The sequence below is a fragment of the Marinimicrobium alkaliphilum genome (assembly GCF_003259155.1).
GTDB classification, from domain to species: Bacteria; Pseudomonadota; Gammaproteobacteria; order Pseudomonadales; family Cellvibrionaceae; genus Marinimicrobium_A; species Marinimicrobium_A alkaliphilum.
On the sequence record NZ_QGMQ01000004.1, the window covers coordinates 13259 to 37366 of the forward strand.

Genomic DNA, 24108 nt, shown 5'->3' on the forward strand with positions numbered 1-24108 from the left:
GCAGGGCAGGAGAGGTCAGTATGCCATCGGGTTTCGGGACAAAATTGGTGATCGCGATTTCGTCGCGCGCGCTCTTCAACCTGAATGAAAGTCACCGGGTGTTTGAAAGTGAGGGGCTTGAGGCCTACTCCCAGTACCAGATTGACCACGAAGATCAGGTGCTTGAGCCCGGCGATGCTTTTCCCATGGTGCAAAAACTGCTTCGTCTCAACGATCATCTCGATGGCGACCCCCGGGTCGAGGTGATTCTGCTTTCGCGCAACAGTGCCGATACCGGCCTGCGCGTGTTCAACTCCATTGAACACTACGGCCTGCCCATCACCCGGGCGGCCTTCTGCAGTGGCAACAGCCCCTACCGCTATATCAGTGCCTTTGGTTGTCACCTGTTCCTTTCGACGGACAGCGAAGATGTGCGCCACGCGCTCGATCAGGGCGTGGCGGCGGCCACCCTGATGCCCTCCGGCGCCCGCCATGGCAATGACGACCAGCTGCGCTTTGCTTTTGATGGCGACGCGGTGCTGTTTTCCGATGAGGCCGAGCAGATATTCAAGAGTCAGGGCCTGAACGCCTTTACCGAGAGCGAGAAAGCCTCCGCCAAAACGCCGCTGAGCGGTGGGCCGTTCAAGGCCTTTCTGTCGGCGCTGCACGGACTCCAGAGCGAGTTCTCCGAGGCGCGCTGCCCGATTCGTACCGCCCTGGTTACCGCGCGCTCGGCGCCGGCACACGAGCGGGTCATTCGCACCCTGCGGGCCTGGAACATCCGCATCGACGAGTCCATGTTCCTGGGAGGCCTGCCCAAAGGCGAGTTCCTGAAGGCCTATGGGGCGGATGTCTTTTTTGACGATCAACAGACCCACTGCGACTCGGCCAGCGAGCATGTGGCCACCGGCCACGTACCGCACGGGGTCGCAAATCGGCCGCTGGAGAAAAATTCACCATAAATAACGTTGAAGTTTGTGCCAAAGCTGTCGATATGGTCTAAAGTTATCCTATAAGCCAGTAGAGGCCGTTTTCGCGACCGCTGGTAATCATTTGGAATAAGCACTATTCTACAGAAGAATAATTGTTGTTATTTTTATAACGTGACACGGCAGATTCCTTCTGCACGGTGAGCGCCATTCGGAGGGCTCTATGAAGCTTCAGCAGCTACGATATATCTGGGAGGTTGCGCATCATGACCTCAATGTGTCGGCAACTGCACAAAGTTTGTACACCTCGCAGCCGGGCATCAGTAAGCAGATCCGCTTGTTAGAGGACGAACTCGGTGTAGAAATTTTCTCCCGTAGCGGCAAGCACCTGACACGCATCACCCCGGCTGGGGAGGCGATTCTCAAAACCGCCGGTGAAATTCTGCGCAAAGTCGAAAGCATCAAGCAGGTGGCCCAGGAGTTCAGTAACGAGCGCAAAGGGAGCCTGTCCATTGCCACCACCCACACTCAGGCACGCTATGCGCTGCCGCCGGTGATCGAGCAGTTTATCCAGCAGTACCCGGAAGTCTCCCTGCACATGCATCAGGGCACGCCCATGCAGATTTCGGAGATGGCGGCCGACGGCACCGTCGATTTTGCCATTGCCACCGAGGCGATGGAGTTGTTCAGCGACCTGGTGATGATGCCTTGTTACCGCTGGAATCGTTGTATCGTGGTACCGCGCAACCACCCGTTGGCACAGATCTCGGAGCTGAGCCTCGAAGATGTGGCCAAGCACCCGATTGTGACCTATGTTTTCGGTTTTACCGGGCGCTCGAAGCTTGATGAAGCCTTTATCAATCGGGGCCTGGCACCCAAGGTGGTGTTCACTGCGGCGGATGCCGACGTCATCAAGACCTACGTGCGTCTGGGTCTGGGCGTGGGTATCATTGCCAAGATGGCTTACAGTGAAGAGGCTGACAGCGACCTGGTGGCACTGGATGCCAGCCACCTGTTCGAGAGCAGTGTCACCAAGATTGGCTTTCGCCGCGGGACCTTCCTGCGGGGCTTCATGTACGATTTCCTTGAGGGCTTCGCCCCCCACCTCAGTCGGCAAGTGGTCGACGAGGCCTATCACTGCCATTCCCGTGCCGAGCTCGAAGAACTGTTCGAGACCATCGCGCTACCCTCCCACTGATCCCCCTCTTTTATGCCCCGGTCCGCCGGGGCTAAAAAATTTTCACCGCCAGTGATCCAGGCCGCTTGAAAAATTGTACAACCCTAGTAATGAGTACAGTTATTTCAGCCTATGCTTGTACAAACGGTGAGTGGAGATAAAGGGCGGTTTTATGACCAAGATTCCTGTTGGGGTGAGTGAGTGTCTGTTGGGCGAGCCGGTACGCTACAACGGCGGTCATAAGCACTTCCGTTACCTGACGCGGGTACTGAGTGATTACCTGGAACTCTATCCTGCCTGTCCGGAAGTTGCGATCGGGCTGGGTGTCCCCCGGGACCCGATTCACCTGCTCGCCACCGATAAGGGCACCCGAGTCGTCGGCGCCAAGGATCACGGGTTTGATGTCACCGAGCCACTGGCGGCCGAGGCCGAGCGGGTCGCCGATACGCTGCCACAGCTCTGCGGCTATATCTTGATGCAAAAATCGCCGAGTTGCGGTGTCTACAACATCAAGCGCTATCGCAGCAATGGTTACCCCCAGGATAACGATGGCCGGGGTGCGTTTGCCGCCCGCCTGATGGAGCGGATGCCGCTTTTGCCGGTTGAAGAGGCCGGCCGGCTCAACGACCCGGCACTGCGGGAAAATTTCATAACCCGGGTATTCGCCTATCACGACTTCCAGCAGTCGGTCGGTGACAACCCAAAAGCCCGGGTGTTGATCGATTTCTGGTCCCGTTACAAGTATCTGGTGATGGCGCACCATCCGGAAAGCTACCGGGCGATTGGGCGACTGCTGGCGGATCTGTCGGGGCCGGACTTGCGTGGGATCACCGCCGAGCTCAAGGCGCTGCTGATGACCGCACTGAGCAAACATGCCGGGCGCAAAGGTCACACCAACACCCTGATGCACCTGCGCGGCTACCTGCGCGAGCAGCTCGACAGCGACGAGCGCGAGGAGCTGGGGGACGTGATTGAGGCGTATCGCAGCGGTGAAGTTCCACTGGTGGTGCCCATGACCTTGCTTAAACACTATCTGCGCAAGGTGGATTTCCCTTACCTGGAGCAGCAGCGCTACTGGGCTCCTTACCCGGATAAACTGGGGTTGCGTAATGTCAGTGTTGATTGAAACACCGTCCACGGGGGCGCTCAGCACCGACAGCGACGCGCACATCCCGATTCGGGAGGTGTCACGCGTGACCGGTGTCAACAGCGTGACCCTGCGAGCCTGGGAGCGTCGTTACGGGCTCCTGAAGCCGTTGCGTACGCCCAAAGGGCATCGTCTTTACCGGCGAGCAGATATTGAACGTATTCAAACCATTCAGTCCTGGCTCGCGCGCGGGGTCAGCGTCGGCAAGCTGCGCGACTTGTTGGGGCAGGCCGCTTGGGCGGGGCAGGGCGAAACGCCCGGGCAGGCTGCGGACTGGCGCGAATTGATTGACCAATGGCTTGGCGACTTGCGTCAGTTGCGCCGCGCCAAGCTCAAGGGCCGGCTGCGGGATCAGTCCGCCCTTTACCCCCTTGAAGCACTGACCGATGGTCTGTTTATGCCTCTGCTGTATCAACACTTGATTGATGGGGCCTATGACATCAGTGCCCAGCGTGTCGCGTTGCAGCAGGTGTTGCGTGAGCATGCCCACGGGCTTTTGCTGCGCCAGCGACAGGAGCGGGACGAATCCAGCCGTCTGCTCTTTATCGACTTGCAGTCTGGCCGGGCCGGCCCGCTCGCAGCGATGTTGGCGGGAACCTTGACCCTGCACGGGTACAGCGTTGATTTCAGCGAGCGTCTTACCCGTGACGAGTGTATCTATACGCTCGCGCAGCGCCCCTGCAGGGGGCTCTTGTTGTATGGCGATCAACACGAGGCAGACAGCCCGCACTACGTGGCGCACCTGGCTGAACACCTGAGTGTGCCGGTCATGTTTGCCGGACAGCTCACTGGCCTGTACCGCAGTCAGTTACCTGAGAGCTGTCAGCTGCTGGGACAGACTCACCGGGAGGTGGTGGCGGCACTGCGCACCCAATGGCCGCTACCCAATGTCCCTGTGACCACGAAGGAGATAACGAAACCATGACCCTCCCCGAGACCGGTATAGACCTGACAGAGACATCGCCTGCGGCGGCGCTGCGCGCGCTGTATCAACGCTTTGAGCCGGCAATATTGCCCGAGCTGGCGCGCCTGTACCGGGAGGACATCACCTTTATTGACCCGGTTCACGCGCTCAAGGGGCGCGCGGCGCTGGAGGCGTACTTTGCCGAGATGATGAATGGACTTGAGCACTGCCAATTTGAGTTTCACGACCAGTTGGAAAGTGTGTCCGGTGATCGTCAGGGGCAAGCGGTATTGACCTGGACCATGCACTATCGCTATCCGAAATTGGCAGGCGGACAGGCGCTGACCCTTGAGGGCAACAGCCATATCCGCTTCGATGATGGCATTTACTACCACCGCGACTATTACGACCTGGGGGCGATGTTCTACGAGCAGCTGCCGGTTATTGGGCGGGTGGTGAAACAGCTGAAAAAACGTTTGGAGAGCCAATGACAACGCTGGTGTGGCTGCGCCGGGATCTGCGCCTGGCCGACAATCCTGCCCTCTATCACGCGGCCCAGAAAGGGCCGGTGGCCCTGTGCTACCTACACTGTGACGAATTGGCTCAGGCCCACAACACCGCGCCGGTTCAGACGGATTTGATTGCGCGCCAGCTGGAGGCACTCGAACAGTCTGCCGGGCAGTGCAATATCCCGTTGTATTTTCTGCGTGTGGCGGCGCGCGCAGACATTCCCGGAACCCTGGTGACGCTTGCCGGCGAACTGGAAGCGCAACAGCTGTACTTCAACGCCGAGTACCCGCTCGACGAGTTGGAGCGCGATCGTGCCGTTGCGCGCGCCTGCAAAGCGGCTGAGTTGGGTTTTGAGCGCTTCCACGACCGGGTTGTCGTGCCGCCGGGCGAGCTGCGCACAGGCAAGGGCGAGCCCTATAAAGTCTTCACACCGTTCAAGCGTGCCTGGTTGGCGTGGGTGAGGCAGGCGGACCTCCGGCCTCTACCTGAACCCGCTGCTCAGGCGCACCAATCTGTGCGTCGGCCAAGGGCCAGTTGTTCCCGTGAAGCACTTTTTGCCGATGTCCCGCGCCGCAACCTGGCCACTCTCTGGCCTGCCGGTGAAGGCTTTGCTCGCGATCGACTGCAGGCGTTTGTGACTGATGTGCTTGCGGATTATCAACGCGACCGGGACTTTCCGGCACTGGCGGGTACGTCGGCGCTATCGCCTTACCTGGCACTGGGTATTCTGTCGCCGCGTCAGTGCATCAGTGCGGCGCTGGCCTCGGTGCAGGGCGAGTGGGATGCGGCAGGACAGGGCGCGCAAACCTGGATCAGCGAGCTGATCTGGCGCGAGTTCTATCAGCACGTGGCGGTGGATTTCCCGCAGGTGTGTCGGTATCAGCCCATGCAGGCCTATACCGAGGCCTTTCCCTGGCGCGCCGACGATGCCGACTTCGCGGCGTGGTGTGAGGGACACACAGGCATTCCCATTGTCGATGCGGCCATGCGTCAACTGAACCAGACCGGCTGGATGCATAATCGCCTGCGTATGGTCAGCGCCATGTTTCTGACCAAAAACCTGCGTATCGATTGGCGTATGGGCGAAGCCTACTTCATGTCGCAACTGATTGATGGCGATTTTGCGGCCAACAACGGTGGCTGGCAATGGAGCGCCTCAACCGGCACTGACGCGGCACCGTATTTCCGGATTTTCAATCCCCGCACCCAATCGGAACGCTTCGATCCGAACGGGGATTTCATTCGCCAGTATGTGCCCGAATTGGTGGCGGTGCCGACCAAACAGATCCACGCGCCGCCCGCGTGCAGTGATTACCCCGCGCCGATTGTCGATCTGTCTGCGAGTCGAAAAGAGACCATAGCCCTGTTTAAATCTCTGGGCGAGTTGAGGAGTTGATTCATGTCTAAACGTTACTGGTTGACCGGCGCCTCCAGCGGTATTGGTGAAGCCCTGGCGCGGGAGCTCCTGGAGCAGGGTTGCGAGTTGATTGTGTCGGCACGCTCAGCGGAACGCCTTCAGCCGCTCGTGGATGCGTATCCCGAACGGTGCCAGGCTCTCGCCGTTGACCTGATCGACGCGGAACAGCTCGCCCGTGCGGAAGAAGAGCTGGGCGGCCTGTGCGACTACCTCGATGGCGTTATCGTCAATGCCGGTACCTGCGAGTATATTGATGTAAAGGCGTTTGACCCGGCGCCGTTTGCGCGTGTCATGGCGATCAACTTTCAGGGTGCGGTCAATACCCTGGCCCTGGCCTTGCCGCTGTTGCGCAAGACCGAGCGGGCCCACGTGATCGGTATTGGCAGTATGGTTACCCGCTTGCCGTTACCACGCAGTCAGGCTTACGGCGGGTCCAAGGCAGCTTTTGAGTACTTGATGAACAGTTTGCGGGTGGATTTGGCGGGAGAGGGAATTGACGTGACCCTGGTGCGTCCCGGTTTCGTTAAAACCCCGCTCACCGACCGCAACGATTTCGATATGCCGTTTTTGCAAACGCCGATCCAGGCCGCACAAATCATCGCCAAAGGTATTCACAAGCGCCGGCGCATCGTTCAGTTTCCCCGGCCCTTAGTGATCATCATGGCCCTGGTGCGCTTTTTGCCGCTTGGGCTGCAAACCGGATTTTTGAAAAAGCTCTCTCGTAATCAGGAACATTCATGACCCTATCATCCAAAAAAATTGCCATTATCGGTAGCGGCGTCAGTGGCATGCTGGTGGGCTATCTGCTTAGCCGTCGGCATCAGGTCACGCTGTTTGAGGCCAGCACCATTGGCGGCCATACCGCCACCAAAGAGGTTAGCTGGCAGGGTGAAACCCAGGCCGTCGACACGGGCTTTATCGTATTCAACGATCGTACCTATCCCAATTTCATCAAGCTGATGTCGCGTCTTGGCGTGAAAAGCCAGCCTACGGAAATGGGCTTCAGTGTGACCAGCCTGGCGCAGGGGTTTGAGTACAGTGGTACCTCTGTCAACGGCCTCTTTGCTCAGCGTAAAAACCTGTTCAGCATCAGTCACTGGCGCATGCTGTCAGAAATCGTGCGCTTCAATAAAGCCTGTACCCGGGCACTGGAGAGTGGCTCGGTGAATGCGCGAGAAACCCTGGGCGACTATCTCGAGCGCGAAGGGTACAGCCAACGCTTTCGCGATTACTACATTCTGCCGATGGTCTCGGCGATCTGGTCGTCGGGCCTGACAACCGCAGCGGCAATGCCGCTACTGTTCTTTATCCGCTTCTTTCACAACCACGGTTTGCTGACGGTTACCCAGCAGCCTCAGTGGTACACCATCACCGGCGGTTCCAACACTTATATCGAACCTTTGACCGAGCACTATGCCGACCGGGTCTATGCCCATTGCCCAGTGACCCGGATCGTCCGCACTGTGGACGGTGTCCAGGTGACAACCGAGCGTTTTGGCGAAGAGCATTATGATGAGGTGGTTATCGCCTGCCACAGTGATCAGGCGCTGGCACTGCTGGCCGATGCCAGCGATGCAGAGCAAGCTGTGCTCGGGGCAATACCTTACCAGCAGAACGACGTGACTCTGCACACCGATACCGGTTTACTGCCGCGCAGTCGGCGGGCCTGGGCGAGCTGGAACTACTTGATGATGGTTGACGAAACGTCGGGGATACAGGACTTGCCGATGCTGACTTACAACATGAATATTCTGCAGAACCTCAAGAGCGATCACACCTATTGCGTGACCGTCAATCCGGGGAATCATGTAAATCCGGAGCGGATACTGGGTCAATACCGCTACAGTCACCCGGTTTTTACCCGCGAGAGTATTGCCGCGCAGCAGCGCTGGTCAGAGATTAGCGGGGTTCGCCACACCCATTATTGCGGTGCCTACTGGTGCAACGGGTTTCACGAGGATGGGGTTGTATCGGCGCTGCGCGTCGCTGACATGTTTGGTGAGGAGCTGTAGATGCACAGCGCGATCTATCAGGGGCAGGTCAGGCACCGGCGGTTTGTGCCCCGAGCACACGCCTTCACCTACAGCTCGACCCTGTTTTACCTGGACCTGGAAGAGTTGCCAGCGCTCTTTGATGGCACCTTTGGCTGGTCCTGCAACCAGCGCAACCTGGGCTGGTTTCGGCGTGCTGATTATCTCGGTCCGACGACACTGCCGCTGATCGACGCCGTGCGCACGGAAGTTCGTCGACAACGCGGTAGTTGTCCGGACGGCCCTGTGCGCCTGCTCACCAACCTGCGCCTTTGGGGGACCTGTTTTAACCCGGTCAGTCTTTATTATTGCTTCGAGCAGGGCGCCGAGTTTCCCTCCGTGGTTTTGGCACAGGTGAACAATACCCCCTGGCTGGAGCGTCACTGCTATGCACTTCCCTGTGATCCTGCGAACGGCAAGGTGCGTACAGGGTTCGTGAAGCAGTTTCATGTATCGCCCTTTAACCCCATGGATATGCACTACCAGTGGATGAGTACAGCACCGGGCGAGACGCTCGCAGTGCACATGGAAAACCACAAAGATGACCAATGCCATATGGATGCCACCTTGACGCTGACTCGGCGACCCTGGAGCGCCGCTGCGTTACGACGGATACTTTGGCTGCATCCCTGGCAATCGCTCAAAATTCCGGTAGCGATTTACTGGGAAGCATTGCGCCTGATCGTCAAACGCGTGCCAATTTACGATCACACACCGGTGGCGCCGGTGCAGAGCAAGAACACTGAACTATTACCCGTGAGTGACAGGAGTAAGATGTGAGCACTTCCCGTACCCGTATCGCGAGTCTTCGGCCCCACCGGCTGCCCCTGCTTAGCTGGAACCAGGCGCTGGCCAAGCGCTTGCTGATCAAGACCCTGGGCCATATGGAACAAGGCTGTCTGCGGCTCCATGAAGGCGACGAGTGTCACGAGTTTGGCGAGCGCGCCGATCAGGCGGATCTGGTGGCCGATATCCATGTGCACGACCCCCAGGCATACAGCGACGTGGCCTTCGGTGGCTCAGTGGGCTCCGGCGAAGCCTATATGAGCGGCTACTGGTCCTCGCCCAATCTGTCGGCGGTTACGCGCATTTTTGTGCGCAACCTGCGCGCGCTCGACAAGATGGATACCAGTCAGTCGTTGCTGGGGAAGGCCCTGCTCAAAGGCTTTCACTGGCTCAACCGCAATACCCGGGAGGGGTCGCGGCGTAACATTTCCGCCCACTACGACCTGGGTAATGATTTTTTCAAGCTGTTTCTTGATCCCACGATGATGTATTCCTCGGCGATTTATCCGAGCGCCGATGCGGACCTGAATACTGCGGCTGAGTACAAGTTGCAACGTATCTGTGAAAAGCTGGAGCTCAATGCAGATGATCACCTCCTGGAAATCGGTACCGGCTGGGGAGGGATGGCGATCTACGCTGCGCGTCACTACGGCTGTCGGGTGACCACAACCACCATCTCCCGGGAGCAGCGCGACTATGCGCTGGCGGCGGTCAAGGCGGAGGGCCTCGAGGACCGAATCACCGTGCTGTTTGATGACTACCGGGACCTGCAGGGTCGCTATGACAAATTGGTATCGGTGGAAATGATTGAGGCCGTAGGCCACGATCATTTCGGCATCTATTTTGATACTTGCAGCCGATTGCTCAACGATAGCGGCAAAATGTTGATCCAGGCCATTACCATTGCCGATCAGCGTTATGATCAGTCGCGCAAATCCGTGGACTTCATACAGCGCTATATCTTTCCCGGCGGCTCTTTGCCCTCAGTGTCGCGTATTGCTGATCTGGTGCGCAAGAAGACGGATCTGGTCATGGTTCATTTTGAAGATATTGGCGAGCATTATGCGCGTACATTGGCGGACTGGCGCGAACGCTTCCACGCCCAGGTGAGCACGGTGCGGGAGCAGGGCTTCGACGATCGTTTTATCCGCATGTGGGAGTTTTACCTCTGCTATTGTGAGGGTGGCTTCCGCGAGCGCAGTATCGGTACCGGGCAGTTGGTGTTCGCCAAGCCCGGTTATCGGCATCCGAGCCTGTGAGTATGCCCTTGACCCAGCGCCCTCTGGCGCGCACGCTACTGAATATTGGCCTGTTTGAAATTGGCTGGTTTGTCTGCGTGCTCGGCGGCACAGCCTGGGCGCTGCCCTATACGGCGGCGGTAGTGGTCTGGCATTTGGGGTGGTTTGCGCCCCGTCGGGAGGCCTGGCCCCTGGTGCTGGCGCTGCTGTTGGGCTTGCTGCATGACAATGTGCTGGGCTTTTTCGGCGTGCTTGACTACGATGGGGCATTTGCGCCCGTGTGGCTCGCGTGCCTGTGGGTGTTGATGGCCACCACCTTCGGGCATTCTTTGGCCTGGTTTTACCAGCGCCCGGCGGTGGCTGCGGTGTTTGGTTCGCTCGGGGGTGCGCTGGCTTACATGGGCGGAATAGTGCTGTCGGACGTCGCCTGGGGTATGGACCCGGGCTACGGCTTTGCGGTACTGGCCGTGATTTGGCTGGCGGTACTGCCACTGCACCGCTTATTAAGCTTGGGAGGATACCGGTTATGGCGACTTTAGGTAGGTTGAGTGCGCTGCTCGTGACGTTGTGCGTCTCTTTGGCGGCCTTTGCAAGTGACTACTTGATCGAGGGGCAGGCCTACGATCAGGAGGATCTGGACCGACTTCTTTACCGGGAGCGCTACACCGGAATTAATGAAGAAGGTGAGCGTCGGGTGAACTACTATGACCCCGACGGTGAGCGGATTGCCGAAAAGACGCTCTACTATGAGGAGGATCCGGCCAAGCCTGGCTTCCGCATCGTCGACAAACGCGACGGTAGTGAATTGGGTGCGCTGTGGGAAGAGGGGGGCGAACGATTGGTGCTGCTTCGCTCCGGACGCAATAACCTGCGAGAGAAACCGGTACGGCCCGATTCACCCCTGGTGATTGATGCCGGTTTCGATGACTATGTGCAAGCCAACTGGTCGGTGCTTGAAGAGGGCCAAACCCTGCGCTTTTACTTTGCCTTTCCCAATCGCCTGAGCACGGTGATGCTGCGGGCCGAACAGATTCTCCCTGAGGACTCGCCTCTGTATCAGCCCGATGAGCCTTGGCGTTATTTTGAGATTCAGGTGGCTAATCGCCTGATGGCCATGTTCGCCGATAATATTTACCTGGCCTATGACCAAGAAACTCGCCGGCTGATGGTCTATCAGGGGCGCTCCAACATCGCCAGTGATGACGGTGGAACCTGGGATGTGCGGATTTTTTACACCTATTCGGAAGGGGCTGACTGACCGGGACTCTTGCCCTGAAGCTCATAGGCAAAGGCAATAATGTGTGCCACGGCGATGTACAGGGCTTCGGGAATCTCGTCGCCCAGCTCAAGATTGACCAGCAGATCCACCAGCGCGCCATTGTCTTGTAATGGCACCCCGTGTTCGGCGGCAATGGCAATGATCTCCTCGGCCACTTCACCATACCCTTTGGCGGTGACCTGAGGCGCGCTTGAACCATCGTAGTAGAGCGCCACGGCCTTTTGCAGTTCGCGCTCGCTGAAAGGGCGTTCGTCATCGCGCTTGTGACTCATGTCTTGATATCCACCAGAGAGTAATTCAGGCTCACGCCGGCCTTTGGCGGCGGGCCACTGTGGCACTCCATCCGGGTGACAGAAATACCCTGAGCTTCCAGCTGTTTTTGCAGATTAGTCATATGCTTGCGGGTTGTTTTTAAGGTGCTTTCTTGTTCTGCCCAAAGCCGCACTGCCAAGCTTTTCTCAATCAGGGAGAGTTGCGCGTGGAAGGGCCCGGTGACCGGCAGGTCGAAGCTCATCATCACACTCCAGCGACGCTTGCGGCCTGTGCCGGCTTCGTCCTCATCCTCTTCATCCTCCTCGTCGATTTTTAACGCCAACATGCGGGTCTCCATGCCCAGGCGTATGGGGACTTCAAAGCTCCAGCTCTGGGTCGGCTGCGGGCTGTCGGCCTGGGTCAGCTGATGATTGACGGTTTGCAGTTGTGCCAGTTGTACCCGGGCGAGGCTGGCCAGCGTATGTTGTTGCATAAGTTGCATCAGTTGGGTGCGCATAACCCGCTCGGACAGGTCAGCGCGCGGCCCCCCCAGCGGTTGCTGTAAGAGTTGAAGCAGATTCAGGCCTGTGGCAACAGGGCGTTCGGGCGGGCCGCCATCGGTGCGCGTGCTACCGGGCAACTGTTGCTCCAGGCGCGCGAGCAGTTGCAGGAGTGCACCCTTGTAGTCTTGCGCGAGTGCCGGAGGCGGTGCGCTGCCAGGCGTTGCGGGGCGAGGGCTATCGGCTCCTTGTGGCTGCTGGGTCAGCTTGTGCTCGAGGAACACACCGCTGTCGCGCAAGGCCTTCTGCACTTGGGCCGGGTCCTTGAGTTGGTCTGGGCTCAGAGGCATCGTGTTCAGCTGGCGCAGCGCCTGATCGATGGCGGCGGGCAGAAGCCGCTCAAACGTGCGGGCCTGCGTGGGGCTGAGGTTTTGAATCTGGGTCTGGAGCTGACGGAGGTCGGGCTGATCCTTTTTGGGCAGCAATTGCCGCAGTGCGTCAGCCAGAGCCATCTGGTGTTGGGCGGTGCGATCAACACTTGAGGCCGTCGTATTCTGGGGGAGGGGGCTGGCTGGCGTCTGTGTCTGCCCGGGCTGGAACAGGAGACGCTGATCGCGAGCCATCTCCAGTTTCAGCGGTTGCCCGGTTGGCAGCGGCCTGTCGGTGTAGGCCGCCAGCAGTAAGCGCGGCGCCAGACGCAGCCGGGTCAGGAACAGTTCCGGCTTGTTGAGCAGTTGCTGCTGTTCGAGCAGCGCATTGAAACGTACTTGCTGGGTGTTGCTGCTGGGTTGCTTGCCGAGCAAAAGCAGCGCTTGCAGGGTCTGATTGGTCAGCGTCTCCCGCTGCGTCGGGGTCATTGGTGTTGACTGCTCAACCACGGCGTTCAGGAGTTTGCCGGGGGGCAGGGTTATCACTCGCCCGGTGGCGGCCACGTCCGCCGGTGCGCCGGAGGCGGCGGGGGGCGGAGGTGTCGTTGGCAGTTTGATCACCATGATGATGGGTTCCTGTCGACAGGGCCGAAACTCAGGGATGAAAGCCGTCGCCAAGGCCGGTATAATCTGCGCTCCGCTTTGGCGTCCTGTGATTATAGCGGCCCGTTCGCCCAAACCCTGAGGCGAATGGCCGTCAAAATGGACCCGAACGACAATCCTTCGAACATTGGCGAGCAGAGGATACGTTGAGTCTACCATTATTGGAGCTCCAGGCATTGGCTTGCGAACGCGATCAGCGTTTACTGTTTCACGGGCTCAATGTGGTATGTCAGCCCGGTGATGTCCTCCAGATCGTCGGCCCCAATGGCAGTGGTAAAACCACGTTGCTGCGCGCACTGACCGGCTTAAGCGATGACTATCAGGGCCAGATTCTCTGGCGTGGGCAGCCGGTTGCCCAAGTCCGCAACGACTTTCAGCAGTCGCTGCTTTATCTGGGCCACCAGGTCGGCGTCAAGGCCGCGCTCACGCCCCGGGAAAACCTCGATTGGTATCGGGCTTTGCAACTGAGTCAGGCGCAGGCAGAGGGCACCATCGATCAGGCCCTGGCGGAAGTGGGCCTGGCGGGTTTTGGGGACACGCCATGCCTGCAGCTCTCCGCGGGGCAGTTGCGCCGCGTCGCTCTGGCGCGCCTGTACTTGTCTGAGGCACCGCTTTGGGTCCTGGATGAGCCCTTTACCGCGATCGATGTGCGCGGCGTAGCGTCTCTGGAAGCGCGCTTTGCCGCGCACGCTGAGCGCGGGGGAGTCCTGCTTTTGACATCCCATCAAGCATTGAGTCTACCCACTTTGCGCCAAGTTGATCTGGGTCATTATCAGCCGGCGCCGGGGGCGGTAAGCTATGCAGAGTGAAGTTGCTCGCGGCTCGCGCCTGGCCAGTCAGGGACCGCTGCGCGCTACCCTGCGCAGAGATCTGATCCTGGCAGCGCGCCACCCGGGTGAGCTGGCCAATCCGTTGGTGTTCTTCCTGATCGTGATCACTCTGGTGCCCCTCGGTATCAGCCCGGAGCGCGAGGTGCTGGCGGCACTGGCGCCGGGGCTGCTCTGGGTGATGGCACTGCTGGCGGCGCTGTTGTCGCTCGACAGCCTGTTTCGCAGCGATTTTGATGACGGCTCGCTCGAACAGCTGTTAGTGTGCGGCCAGCCCTTGTACTTCGTGGTGTTAGCCAAGATTCTGGTGCACTGGTTAGTGACGGGATTGCCACTGACCCTGATGGCACCCCTGCTGGGGGTCATGTTGGCCTTGCCTGAGGGCGGCTATCTGGTATTGTGCCTGTCGTTGTTGTTGGGCACGGCCGCAATGAGCCTGATTGGTGCCGTGGGCGCGGCGCTGACTGTGGGCCTGCGCCGGGGCGGTTTGTTGTTGTCGCTGATTGTTATGCCGCTCTATGTGCCGATTTTGATTTTTGGCGCCAACAGCGTCCAAAGTGCGGTTGACGGTTTACCCAGCACACCCCAATTGGCGATTCTGGGCGCATTCCTCGCGGCGTCCATTGCCCTGGCTCCCTGGGCCGCCGCGGGTGCCTTGAAAGTGAGCTGTAATGATTGATTGCGGAGGGTTGTACATTTGAATTGGCAATGGTTTCACCGCTTGGGCTCGCCCCGGTGGTTTTTTGAAAAAACCGATCGCTGGCTGCCCTGGCTCACGGCTGTAACCCTGATTTTGCTGCTCGTGGGTACGGTGTGGGGCCTGCTGTTTGCGCCACCCGACTATCAGCAAGGCAACAGTTACCGGATCATCTATATTCACGTGCCGGCGGCGTTTCTGGCGCTGGCGGGGTACTACGTCATGGCCATCAGCGGAGCCATTGGTATCATCTGGAAGATGAAGCTGCCCTATATGATGATGGCTGCTGCGGCGCCCATCGGCGCAGCGCTGACCTTTGTATCCCTGGTCACCGGCGCGATCTGGGGTAAGCCCACCTGGGGCACCTGGTGGGAATGGGATGCGCGGATCACCTCCATGCTGATCCTTTTCTTCCTCTATATCGGGATCATGGCGCTGCAGAATGCCTTCCGCAACCAGGACAGTGCTGACAAGGCTTGCGCAATTCTCGCGCTGGTGGGCACCGTCAATATCCCGATCATTTACAAATCGGTGGACTGGTGGAATACCCTGCATCAGCCGGCGACCTTGAAGCTGACGTCGGCGCCGACCATCCATGCGACCATGTTGTACCCGCTGCTGACCATGGTGGTGGCGTTTTATTGTCTGTATGCGCTGGCACTTTTCCGCTACACGCGGGTCGAAATCCTCCGGCGCGAGCGGCGTACCCGCTGGGTGGCTGATTTGGCACTGGGCATCCGCCCGGGGGATAGACCGCGTACTCAAAAGCAGGACACTGAGGCTTCAGAATGACCCGATTCCAGTTTGAATCCTGGTATGACGTAATGATGATGAGTGGCCACGGGCCCTTTGTATGGGCATCTTTCGCCATCACCTTCGCCATTGTTGCCTACCTTTGGATCATGCCCGGTATACGCGAGCGTCGGCTGTTGCGCGAGCAGCGCCGGTTGCTGGCGATTGAGGCCGCTCAGCACGCGGCGGCCAGGGAAGGGCAGGGAGGGTAAGTCCCGGCGGGATGCTGGTATACTTCGCGCCGGTGAACGATCGGCGGTTTATTGTGTTTTCCAACGTGTGGTAGTCATTTCATGCACCCAGCTCGTAAGCAACGTCTGTACTTCGTCCTTTTTATTGTCATTTTCTCCACCGTGGCGATCGGCCTGATGGCCTACGCCCTGCGCGCCAACCTGAGTCTGTTCTACGGCCCAGCCCAGGTAGTCAGCGGTCAAGTGCCTTTTGATACCCGTATCCGCGCAGGCGGCTGTGTGGTGCCGGGTACGGTCGCGCGCGACCCCGATTCGTTGCAGGTCGGTTTCCTGATCACCGACGGCGTGGCCAACCTGCAGGTTTATTACACGGGGATTCTTCCGGACTTGTTTGGCGAAGGTGAGGCGGCGGTGGTCAACGGCATGGTCCGGGAAGACGATGGGGCCTTCTATGCCAGCGAGGTGCTGGCCAAACACGATGAGCAGTACATGCCCCCCGAAGTGGCCGAGGCCATGAAAGCCTATGACGGCGGCGAAAAGTCGTGCGAGGATATGAATTATGGTACCTGAGGTTGGACATTTTGCGCTGATTCTGGCGCTGTTTTTCAGTTTTGCGTTGGTGGTTTTGCCGCTCCTGGGGGCCAGTTCGGGTAATCGCCTGCTGATGCTCAGCGGACGCTCGCTCAGCTATGGGCTGTTCGTGATGGTGAGTATTTCATTCGCCTGCCTGGTGTACGCCTTTGTCACCGACGACTTCTCGGTGGCCTATGCCGCCAGCCATTCCAACAGTCTTTTGCCCATCTACTACAAAGTCAGCGCGGTCTGGGGCGGTCACGAAGGGTCGCTGCTGCTCTGGGTGATGATGCTTGCGGGCTGGACTCTGGCCATTGCCATATTCAGTGGCTCATTGCCTCTTCCGGTGCAGGCGCGGGTGTTGGCGGTGATGGGCTTTATCAGCATAGGCTTTTTGCTGTTTATGCTGCTGACGTCAAACCCCTTCGATCGGGTTTTGCCAATTCCGCCCGCCGACGGCAGCGATCTCAATCCGCTGCTCCAGGATATTGGCCTGATTCTGCATCCACCGATCCTCTATATGGGGTATGTCGGTTTCAGTGCGACCTTTGCCTTTGCCATCGCCGCGCTCCTGACCGGCAAGCTGGATAGCGCCTGGGCGCGCTGGTGCCGTCCCTGGGCCAACACCGCCTGGTTGTTCCTGACCCTGGGCATTGCCTTGGGCAGCTGGTGGGCCTACTACGAACTTGGCTGGGGTGGCTGGTGGTTCTGGGACCCGGTCGAGAATGCATCATTCTTGCCCTGGTTGGTGGGCACGGCGCTGATTCACTCGCTCGCGGTCAGCGAAAAACGCGGGCTGTTCAAAAGCTGGACGATTCTGCTGGCAATTTTCACCTTCTCCCTGAGTTTGCTGGGGACTTTCCTGGTGCGTTCCGGGGTGCTGACTTCAGTGCACGCGTTTGCCAACGACCCGGATCGGGGGGTGTTTATTCTCGGCTTCCTGCTGGTCGTGGTGGGCGGCTCACTGGCGCTCTTTGCCCTGCGCGCGCCGGTGGTCAAAAATGCACCCAGCTTCAAGTGGACCTCTCGCGAAACCTTGCTGTTGTCGAACAATGTGCTGTTGATGATCATCATGATCACAGTGCTGCTGGGAACGCTGTATCCGCTTATTGCCGATGCGCTCAACTGGGGCAAGATCTCGGTGGGGCCGCCATACTTCAACCTGTTCTTTATTCCGCTGATGGGCATCATTTGTGTGTTGATGGTGTTGGGGCCAGTGTCCAACTGGAAGCGCACGGATCCCAAGCGCTTTGTGCGAGTGCTAGCCAAGCCCTGGGCGCTGAGCCTGGTGGTCGGTTTGCTCTTTCCGATATTCTACGCTGAGGGTTACAGCTGGCTGGCGGCGCTATCGGTGTTTATCGGGGGCTGGGTGATTATCGGGTCGCTCGGTGACATGTGGAGCAAGATGCGCTCGAACAAAAGCCTGCGCCAAGGCTATCGGCAATTGGGTTTGAGCTACAAGGGCATGATCGTTGCGCATATCGGTATTGGCGTGACCGCCATTGGGGTCTGTCTCAACAGCCTGTACAGCGACTTGCGCGATGTCCGTATGGAAGTGGGCCAGGTCGTGCAGATCGAAGACTGGGGCTTCCGTTTGGAAGATGTCTACCGGGTTGAAGGGCCGAATTACATTGCCGATGAGGCACTGGTGACGGTGAAACACAAGGACCGTTTTTATCGGGAAATGAAACCCCAAAAGCGTCGCTACCTGTCCGGGGGTAATATCATGACCGAGGTGGCACTGGATCCGGGTCTGTTCCGCGACCTTTATGTGGCCATGGGTGAGCCGGTCTCTGAAAACGCCTGGGCCATGCGTGTGCACTTCAAACCTTTTGTGCGCTGGATTTGGGGCGGGGCGGTATTGATGGCCATCGGCGCCGGTATGGCAGTGGCCGACAGGCGTTACCGACGCCGCAAGTCGGCGCCCAAAAAAGCGGCTGTGTGAGGGTGCAGGTATGAAACAACGATTGGCATTATTTGTTCCTCTGGGTGTTTTTCTGCTCTTGTCGGTGCTGTTTTTTCGGGGCCTGTTCCTGGACCCAAATGCCATGCCTTCGGAACTGGTCGGGCGAGAAGCTCCGTCGTTTGATTTGCCGGATCTGTTGGCACCGGAGCAGCGGGTGACCGAAGCGGTGCTGAAAGGGGAGGTGACTCTGCTCAACGTCTGGGCTACCTGGTGTCCTCCCTGTCGTGTCGAGCACCCGTATCTGGTTGACCTGGCGGAATCCGGGATTCCGATTGTGGGCGTCAATTACAAGGATGACACCGATGCGGCGCGGGATTGGCTCCGGGATCTGGGTGATCCTTATATCCGTACCGTGATCGATGCCAGCGGTCGTCTGGGCATTGATCTGGGCCTGACCGGCGCGCCGGAAACCTATCTGGTGGATGCTAACGGCATCATTCACTATCGCCATATCGGCATTGTGGATGACGAGGTATGGGAGCAGACCTTAAAGCCCCTGTACGAGAGCCTGCAGTAAGGTGGCCCCCTAAGGCACTTGGCTTGATCCGGGTCAAAGTCAACTCTTCAAGTCACCGCTAGACTGACAGTGTGAATTAAATACTGACAGTGTAGAGGTGGCTTTTATGTATCTGGATGGCGTAGTGGCTTCGAGTATTCTGGTGGTCGTGTTGTGCGCGGCGATGATGGTGTACGGCGGCTGGTATGTCTGGCGGCACGTGAAGGATGAAGAGCGCGATGATAAGCGCGGGTGAATGTGCTGCGTGACGTTTTTTTTGGCAGGGTGGTGGTTTGATTCGGCTTGGGTGTCTCAGGTGTCGGATTACGCTGCGCTAATCCGACCTACTCGATACATCGTGCCATTGTTTGCGTAGGTCGGATTAGCCCGAAGGGCGTAATCCGACACCTGAGGCAGCGAATCCAAAAAAAAGCCCCCAAGCATTGCTTGGGGGCTTTTTTCGTATATGGCGGACCGGACGGGACTCGAACCCGCGACCTCCGGCGTGACAGGCCGGCATTCTAACCAACTGAACTACCGGTCCTCGGCAGTCCTAACGCAGTATGGTGGGTGGTACAGGAGTCGAACCTGTGACCTACGCCTTGTAAGGGCGCCGCTCTACCAACTGAGCTAACCACCCTGCGCTTAGGTGGTGCGTATTCTAACGATAAGTGACTGTAGGTCAACAAGTTTTGGTCAAAAATAGCGGTTTTTTTTAAGCGTTGATCGAATCCTCAACAAACTGCTCGACAACTGAACAATTTGCTCCGATCAGTGTCTCTTTCATTGGCCTTTAGGCGCGTTATGGCTACGTACCCTCGGTCGGCGCTTGGGCCAGATCAAGTGAGCGCATAAAAAGTCGCTCCCGGCTCGCGTCGCCTTTGGCCCCCTTGTTATACTCTATGCTGTTGCCTGTTATGTGGAACCCCTAGGTTATGCCCATCCGTTTGTTTGCTCTTATCTGCCTGTTGTTCGGCGCCGCCAGCGCCACCTGGGCTGCGATCGATACGTTTGAATTTGAGACCGAGGTCCAGCGCCAGCGCTACCTCAGTTTTGTCGACGAGATGCGTTGCCCCAATTGCCAAAGTCAAAATCTCGCCGGCTCCGATTCGCCCATAGCCAACGACCTGCGGCGCGAAGTCTATACCATGATCATGGATGGCCAATCAGATCGGGAAATCGTCGATCACATGGTGGCTCGCTACGGTGACTATATCCTGTATCGGCCGCGCCTGAGTCCGGTTACTGTGGTGCTTTGGTTCGGGCCGCCGGCGTTGCTGATTATCGGTATCGTGATTTTGATCCTTATGGTTTATAAGCGCCGCGGCCGCCGGGCATCGGCCGCGGATGTCGGGAGCTGGAACGAAGACGCTGACCTGGCGCCGCAAGACCAGGAACGACTGGCCGCGCTCCTCGAGCGTCGGCGCAACAACGACTCCGGGGGAGATAAGTAAGTATGGCAATGCTATGGGTGAGTGCAGTTTTTTTGTCGTTGTTGGCGTTGGCCTTTTTACTCTGGCCACTGCTGGTCGGGCGACGGGAGCAGGGGGAGGTGACCGAGGAGGCGGAGGCGCAGCGCCAGCAGCTCGACACCAATATCGCCCTCTATGAGGAGCACCTGGCAGAGCTGGAGGCGAATCGGGAGCGCGGTAGCCTCAGTGAGGAGCAGTTCGTTCAGCTCAAGCGCGAAATGGAGCGTTCGCTGCTGGAGGATGAGCACAACCTGATGAAAACCGAAAAATCCATGAGCGTGCGCTTTGGGCCTTGGTCGCTGGTGGTGGTGAGCCTTGCGGTCATTGTCGGGTCTTTCGGGTTATATCAGTATCTGGGTGCCAGTCAGGATGTGGTGCTCAAACAGTTGCAGCAAGAGAAGATGCAGCTCGACCATGACGATATGGCGGCCGGGCGCTCCCCTGATCCAGAGCGTACCCGCGCGCTCATTCGCAAGATCGAGCAGCGCCTGGAGCGCCGCCCCAATAATACCCAGTATTGGTTTTTCCTGGCCCGCAATGCTCTTGAGATTGGCGATTTTGATCGCGCGATTTCCGCCTACCGTGAAGCCATGGCGCGAGACCCCCGATCGGCCCGTATTACCGCCGAGCTGGCCCAGGCCATGTTCTTGCGCAACAACGAGATGACCGCTGAGATCGCTGCGTTGGCGCAGCAGGCTATCAGCCAGGAGCCGTCCAACACCACGGCGCTCGGGCTCGCGGGCATTAACGCGTTCGAGCAGCAGGATTTTCGCTCAGCGGTAGACTACTGGGAACGGGCATTGAGCTTTCTGGATCCGCGCTCCCAGTCCGCCCAAACCCTGCGTCGCAGCGTCGCCCATGCCCGCGAACAACTCGGCGAAGAGGCACCGGAGCCCGGTGCTGGGCCCGGTCTCGCAATCCAGGTGCGTTTAGGCGACCAGGTTGATGTCAGCGATGACAAGTGGGTTTTTGTCTATACCCGCGAGTGGCAAGGCAGCCCGATGCCGCTGGCAATTACTCGGGTTCGTGTGGGTGATCTGCCGACTGAGATTATTCTCGATAATACCATGGCCATGTCAACAACAGCATCGATGACTGCCGGGCAAGAGCTTGAGGTCGTAGCGCGCCTGTCTCAACAGGGCGATGCCAGCCCGCGTCCGGGGGATTGGCAGGTGACCTACGGACCGGTTGAGTTGTCGAGTCAATCACCCCAGGTTGAACTGATTATCGACCAGCAAATCCCCTGATGACTCAATCCATGAGAGCCAGGGCCTTGATGAGGGCCCAGGCTCGCATGCCCTCCTCAAGTCCCAGCTCGTCGGCGGACCAGCGACTGATCTGCGCCAGCAAGGGTTCACCATTGCCCAAGCGGCAGGACACCAAGCAATGCCCGCCGCCGGCGAGCGGTGTGACCGCCTCAATGGTTACCGGTAACTGATTGCGGATACTGATGCCCTCGATGGCGGTCAGTGCCAGACTCACGTCCTTGGCGAGCACCCGCAGGCGGCTGGCTCCAGACACGCTTCGTCGCTCAGTCACTAACCAGAACTTCAGGCTTTCGGAACTTTCGCTGTTGACCAGGAAGTGCGCCATGGTGCGATCGCCGCCAAGGACAAGCTGTCCCTCGAACACGGAGGCTGGCCCTTCGTTGACAAACAGGGGTGAATCCGGGCGGCTCAGGGCGTCTGGCAGCGACTCAATCCGGTCAATGCGCCCATTGGCCATAAAGGCGACATGATCGGCGAGCCGCTCCACTTCTTCCGGAATATGGCTGATCAGTAAGGCGGGAATCGAGAGTTCGCGCACGACGCGGGTCAAGAATGGCATGATTTCCCGCTTGCTCTGGGTATCGAGCGCTGACAGCGGCTCGTCGAGTAGCAGCAGGCGGGGACTGGTCAGCAGGGCCCGCCCTATGGAGACGCGTTGACGCTGTCCGCCGGAGAGTTCCTGAGGCCGGCGCGCCAGCAAGGGGCCCAGGGCCAGCAGGTCGTAAATCTGCTCCGGGTGCAGGCGCCGGGAGCGCTGGGGCAAGCGTTTGTAGCCGTACTCCAGGTTGGCGCGGATCCCCAGATGGGGCAGCAGACTCGGTTCCTGAAAAACCAGACCCGTGCCACGCTTGTGAGGCGGAACGAAATAGCGCCCGGCCTGCCAGGTTTCCTGGCCCAGGCGGACTTCGCTGGCGCGCACGCGCTCAAGCCCGGCAATGACCCGCAGGAGTGTGGTTTTGCCGCACCCTGAACGACCAAAAAGGGCCGTGACTCCGGTGATCGGAAGTTGGTTGTCTACCTGGAGGCGAAAGCCGTCCGGGCGCCGAACCGTGGTGGTGACTTTCAGGCTCATAGGGTCACCGTACGAAAGCGGCGGTTGATGCCATAGACGATAAACAGCACCACAAAAGCGCTTACCAGCAGTCCGAGTGACAGGCGATGGGCGCTGGCGTAGTTCATGGCCTCTGTGTGGTCGTAGATCAACACCGACAGAACCTGGGTTTCTCCAGGAATGCTGCCCCCGAGCATCAGAATGACACCAAACTCACCCAGGGTATGGGCGAAGGTCAGGGTCGCGGCGACCACAAAGCTGCCCCGCGTTAGCGGCAGAATCACGGAAAAAAAGCGATCCATGGGGCCTGCGCCCAGGCTGGCAGCCACCTCACCCGGACGACGCCCGAGGGTGTTGAAGGCCTCCAGCAAGGGCTGCACCGTAAACGGCAGCGAATAGATCACTGAGCCAATCAGAATCCCGGTGAAGCTGAACGCCAGATGATTCAAGCCCCAGGTCTCCAGTGTCCCCCCTACAAAGCCCTCCGGCCCCAAAGTGATCAATAGATAGAAGCCCAGGACAGTGGGCGGGAGTACGAGGGGGAGGGCCACAATCGCCTGAATAGCGGTGCGCAGGGCCGAGCGTCCGCTCGCCAGCCACCAGGCCAGAGGGGTTCCCAGAAAGAGCAGGATCGCCGTGGTGTAGAGGCAGAGTTTGAGCGTCACCTCAATGGCTTGCCAATCCGTTGGGCTCAGTCCAAACATTTAGGAGTCTGCCTCCGGTAGCACAAAGCCGTAGCGGGTCATCACTGCGCGCGCCTGCTCGCTGCCCATAAAGTTGGCAAACCGGTGCGCGGTGGCCTTGTCGGCGCCGTGGCGAGTAATCACGAAACTTTGGGTCAGCGTTTCGTGCAGGGCATCGTCGATCAGGGTATAGCCATTTTCCGCGAGCTCGGGAAACAAGGCCAGTGAGAGGGCGATAATGCCGGCGTCGGCGGCGCCGGAGGCTGCCATTTGCGCCGCGTGGGCGATGTTTTCGCCGAACACCAACTTGGGTTGAACCTGTTCCCAAAGGCCACTGGCCTGGAGGGCCTCCTGGGCGCGAGCACCGTAGGGCGCGTGGCTCGGTTGGGCAATGGCTACTCGGCGAATGTGGGGTTGGGCCAGATCGGCCAGCTCAAGTTCGCCGTGGCGTCGACTCCAGATCACAATCCGCCCCAGGGCATAGACCGATGGGTCGGTGGCTGTATGATCCCTGGCCTTGAGGCGCTCGGGAAAGGCGATGTCGGCGGAAAAGAAGACATCGAAGGGCGCCCCGTGGATGATCTGGGTGGTCATCTTGCCCGACGAGCCGTAAATGATCTGCACCTGATCCTGAGGGTGTTCGACGAGATAGAGTTCGAGGATGTCGTCAAGGGCGTAGCGCAGGTCTGACGCCGCGGCAACGGTGATCCCCTCGCGGGCGGCCAGCGGGCCGGCTGCCAATAGCAGGACCAGGCTCAACAACAGGGATCGGCACATAAATTGATCACTATTCAGGCGGCATTAGCCAGTGAGCATAACGCGAGTCTCAATCTCACGCAATTTGCGGATTTAATCCATGCTCTCATGGTGTAAAGCGACCGGCAAGCGTGTAGAATTTCGCCCCTTAAGCCGG

The 24108-nt window shown here is 59.0% G+C and carries 27 protein-coding genes and 2 tRNA genes; 22 read left to right on the plus strand and 7 right to left on the minus strand.

Features of this window, described 5'->3' with window-relative positions; translation table 11 throughout:
* Window positions 1-20 precede the first annotated feature (20 nt).
* From DKW72_RS07480 to DKW72_RS07535, 12 genes are all read left to right on the plus strand, one after another.
* Window positions 21-941: a 5'-nucleotidase gene (locus DKW72_RS07480; RefSeq protein ID WP_111641734.1), complete on the plus strand. Its 921-nt coding sequence runs from the start codon at window positions 21-23 to the stop codon at window positions 939-941.
* 190 nt (window positions 942-1131) lie between these two features.
* Window positions 1132-2106 (plus strand): HTH-type transcriptional regulator CysB, encoded by a 975-nt coding sequence (cysB, locus tag DKW72_RS07485; RefSeq protein ID WP_111641735.1) that lies wholly within the window; start codon window positions 1132-1134, stop codon window positions 2104-2106.
* Window positions 2107-2257: 151 nt separating this feature from the next.
* Entirely contained in the window at window positions 2258-3211 is a 954-nt protein-coding gene (locus DKW72_RS07490) for a YbgA family protein (RefSeq protein ID WP_111641736.1), read from the plus strand.
* Window positions 3195-4157 carry a MerR family transcriptional regulator gene (locus tag DKW72_RS07495; protein ID WP_111642059.1) on the plus strand — a complete coding sequence of 321 codons (963 nt, stop codon included), beginning with the start codon at window positions 3195-3197 and terminating at the stop codon, window positions 4155-4157. The genes DKW72_RS07490 and DKW72_RS07495 overlap by 17 nt, the downstream gene beginning before the upstream one ends.
* On the plus strand, window positions 4154-4627 hold the full coding sequence (locus DKW72_RS07500) for a nuclear transport factor 2 family protein (RefSeq protein ID WP_157960429.1): 474 nt from the start codon (window positions 4154-4156) through the stop codon (window positions 4625-4627). The genes DKW72_RS07495 and DKW72_RS07500 overlap by 4 nt, the downstream gene beginning before the upstream one ends.
* Complete coding sequence (gene phrB / locus DKW72_RS07505) at window positions 4624-6042, plus strand: deoxyribodipyrimidine photo-lyase (protein WP_111641738.1); 1419 nt, start codon at window positions 4624-4626, stop codon at window positions 6040-6042. The genes DKW72_RS07500 and phrB overlap by 4 nt, the downstream gene beginning before the upstream one ends.
* Before the next feature lie 3 nt (window positions 6043-6045).
* Window positions 6046-6804 carry an SDR family NAD(P)-dependent oxidoreductase gene (locus DKW72_RS07510; protein ID WP_111641739.1) on the plus strand — a complete coding sequence of 253 codons (759 nt, stop codon included), beginning with the start codon at window positions 6046-6048 and terminating at the stop codon, window positions 6802-6804.
* On the plus strand, window positions 6801-8075 hold the full coding sequence (locus DKW72_RS07515; RefSeq protein ID WP_111641740.1) for an NAD(P)/FAD-dependent oxidoreductase: 1275 nt from the start codon (window positions 6801-6803) through the stop codon (window positions 8073-8075). The genes DKW72_RS07510 and DKW72_RS07515 overlap by 4 nt, the downstream gene beginning before the upstream one ends.
* Window positions 8076-8873 carry a DUF1365 domain-containing protein gene (locus DKW72_RS07520; RefSeq protein WP_111641741.1) on the plus strand — a complete coding sequence of 266 codons (798 nt, stop codon included), beginning with the start codon at window positions 8076-8078 and terminating at the stop codon, window positions 8871-8873. It begins immediately after the preceding gene.
* A complete protein-coding gene (locus tag DKW72_RS07525; RefSeq protein ID WP_111641742.1) occupies window positions 8870-10138 on the plus strand; it encodes an SAM-dependent methyltransferase in 1269 nt (422 codons plus the stop codon). Before DKW72_RS07520 ends, DKW72_RS07525 begins: the two co-directional genes overlap by 4 nt.
* Before the next feature lie 2 nt (window positions 10139-10140).
* Window positions 10141-10656, plus strand: a complete 516-nt coding sequence (locus tag DKW72_RS07530; RefSeq protein ID WP_111641743.1) for a DUF2878 domain-containing protein — start codon at window positions 10141-10143, stop codon at window positions 10654-10656.
* Window positions 10644-11375, plus strand: coding sequence for a hypothetical protein (locus DKW72_RS07535; protein WP_157960430.1), 732 nt, complete (start codon window positions 10644-10646; stop codon window positions 11373-11375). Before DKW72_RS07530 ends, DKW72_RS07535 begins: the two co-directional genes overlap by 13 nt.
* On the opposite strand, the gene DKW72_RS07540 is transcribed toward DKW72_RS07535, so the two are convergent.
* Window positions 11354-11668: an EscU/YscU/HrcU family type III secretion system export apparatus switch protein gene (locus DKW72_RS07540; RefSeq protein WP_111641745.1), complete on the minus strand. Its 315-nt coding sequence runs from the start codon at window positions 11666-11668 to the stop codon at window positions 11354-11356. The genes DKW72_RS07535 and DKW72_RS07540 overlap by 22 nt on opposite strands.
* Window positions 11665-13140 (minus strand): flagellar hook-length control protein FliK, encoded by a 1476-nt coding sequence (fliK, locus tag DKW72_RS07545; RefSeq protein ID WP_157960431.1) that lies wholly within the window; start codon window positions 13138-13140, stop codon window positions 11665-11667. Before fliK ends, DKW72_RS07540 begins: the two co-directional genes overlap by 4 nt.
* A 185-nt stretch (window positions 13141-13325) precedes the next feature.
* Between fliK and ccmA the strand changes: the two genes are divergently transcribed.
* The 8 genes from ccmA to DKW72_RS16685 all read left to right on the plus strand — a co-directional run bounded on the left by ccmA (window position 13326) and on the right by DKW72_RS16685 (window position 18977).
* Complete coding sequence (gene ccmA, locus DKW72_RS07550) at window positions 13326-13988, plus strand: cytochrome c biogenesis heme-transporting ATPase CcmA (RefSeq protein WP_111642060.1); 663 nt, start codon at window positions 13326-13328, stop codon at window positions 13986-13988.
* Entirely contained in the window at window positions 13978-14685 is a 708-nt protein-coding gene (gene ccmB / locus DKW72_RS07555) for a heme exporter protein CcmB (RefSeq protein WP_111641747.1), read from the plus strand. Before ccmA ends, ccmB begins: the two co-directional genes overlap by 11 nt.
* 18 nt (window positions 14686-14703) lie before the next feature.
* Window positions 14704-15495, plus strand: a complete 792-nt coding sequence (locus DKW72_RS07560) for a heme ABC transporter permease (RefSeq protein WP_111641748.1) — start codon at window positions 14704-14706, stop codon at window positions 15493-15495.
* Entirely contained in the window at window positions 15492-15707 is a 216-nt protein-coding gene (gene ccmD, locus DKW72_RS07565; RefSeq protein ID WP_111641749.1) for a heme exporter protein CcmD, read from the plus strand. The genes DKW72_RS07560 and ccmD overlap by 4 nt, the downstream gene beginning before the upstream one ends.
* 81 nt (window positions 15708-15788) lie before the next feature.
* Window positions 15789-16256 carry a cytochrome c maturation protein CcmE gene (locus DKW72_RS07570; RefSeq protein WP_111641750.1) on the plus strand — a complete coding sequence of 156 codons (468 nt, stop codon included), beginning with the start codon at window positions 15789-15791 and terminating at the stop codon, window positions 16254-16256.
* Entirely contained in the window at window positions 16246-18204 is a 1959-nt protein-coding gene (locus tag DKW72_RS07575; RefSeq protein WP_111641751.1) for a heme lyase CcmF/NrfE family subunit, read from the plus strand. Before DKW72_RS07570 ends, DKW72_RS07575 begins: the two co-directional genes overlap by 11 nt.
* A 10-nt stretch (window positions 18205-18214) precedes the next feature.
* On the plus strand, window positions 18215-18742 hold the full coding sequence (locus tag DKW72_RS07580; RefSeq protein ID WP_111641752.1) for a DsbE family thiol:disulfide interchange protein: 528 nt from the start codon (window positions 18215-18217) through the stop codon (window positions 18740-18742).
* Between the two features lie 106 nt (window positions 18743-18848).
* The gene (locus DKW72_RS16685; RefSeq protein WP_269777885.1) at window positions 18849-18977 is read left to right on the plus strand and encodes a hypothetical protein; all 129 of its coding nucleotides are present in this window, start codon (window positions 18849-18851) and stop codon (window positions 18975-18977) included.
* 211 nt (window positions 18978-19188) lie between these two features.
* Here DKW72_RS16685 and DKW72_RS07585 read toward each other — a convergent pair.
* Window positions 19189-19265, minus strand: a tRNA-Asp gene (locus DKW72_RS07585).
* Window positions 19266-19285: 20 nt separating this feature from the next.
* Window positions 19286-19361, minus strand: a tRNA-Val gene (locus DKW72_RS07590).
* A 295-nt stretch (window positions 19362-19656) separates the two neighbouring features.
* Here DKW72_RS07590 and DKW72_RS07595 point away from each other — a divergent pair.
* Together DKW72_RS07595 and ccmI are read left to right on the plus strand one after the other, a co-directional pair.
* Window positions 19657-20175 carry a cytochrome c-type biogenesis protein gene (locus DKW72_RS07595; RefSeq protein ID WP_111641753.1) on the plus strand — a complete coding sequence of 173 codons (519 nt, stop codon included), beginning with the start codon at window positions 19657-19659 and terminating at the stop codon, window positions 20173-20175.
* A gap of 2 nt (window positions 20176-20177) precedes the next feature.
* Window positions 20178-21440, plus strand: coding sequence for a c-type cytochrome biogenesis protein CcmI (gene ccmI, locus DKW72_RS07600; RefSeq protein ID WP_111641754.1), 1263 nt, complete (start codon window positions 20178-20180; stop codon window positions 21438-21440).
* A 4-nt stretch (window positions 21441-21444) separates the two neighbouring features.
* On the opposite strand, the gene modC is transcribed toward ccmI, so the two are convergent.
* From modC to modA, 3 genes are read right to left on the minus strand one after another with little or no spacing between them, the layout of a single operon-like run.
* Window positions 21445-22533: a molybdenum ABC transporter ATP-binding protein gene (gene modC / locus DKW72_RS07605; RefSeq protein WP_111641755.1), complete on the minus strand. Its 1089-nt coding sequence runs from the start codon at window positions 22531-22533 to the stop codon at window positions 21445-21447.
* Window positions 22530-23216 (minus strand): molybdate ABC transporter permease subunit, encoded by a 687-nt coding sequence (gene modB / locus DKW72_RS07610; protein ID WP_111641756.1) that lies wholly within the window; start codon window positions 23214-23216, stop codon window positions 22530-22532. The genes modC and modB overlap by 4 nt, the downstream gene beginning before the upstream one ends.
* Window positions 23217-23972, minus strand: coding sequence for a molybdate ABC transporter substrate-binding protein (gene modA, locus DKW72_RS07615; RefSeq protein WP_111641757.1), 756 nt, complete (start codon window positions 23970-23972; stop codon window positions 23217-23219).
* Window positions 23973-24108: the final 136 nt, after the last annotated feature.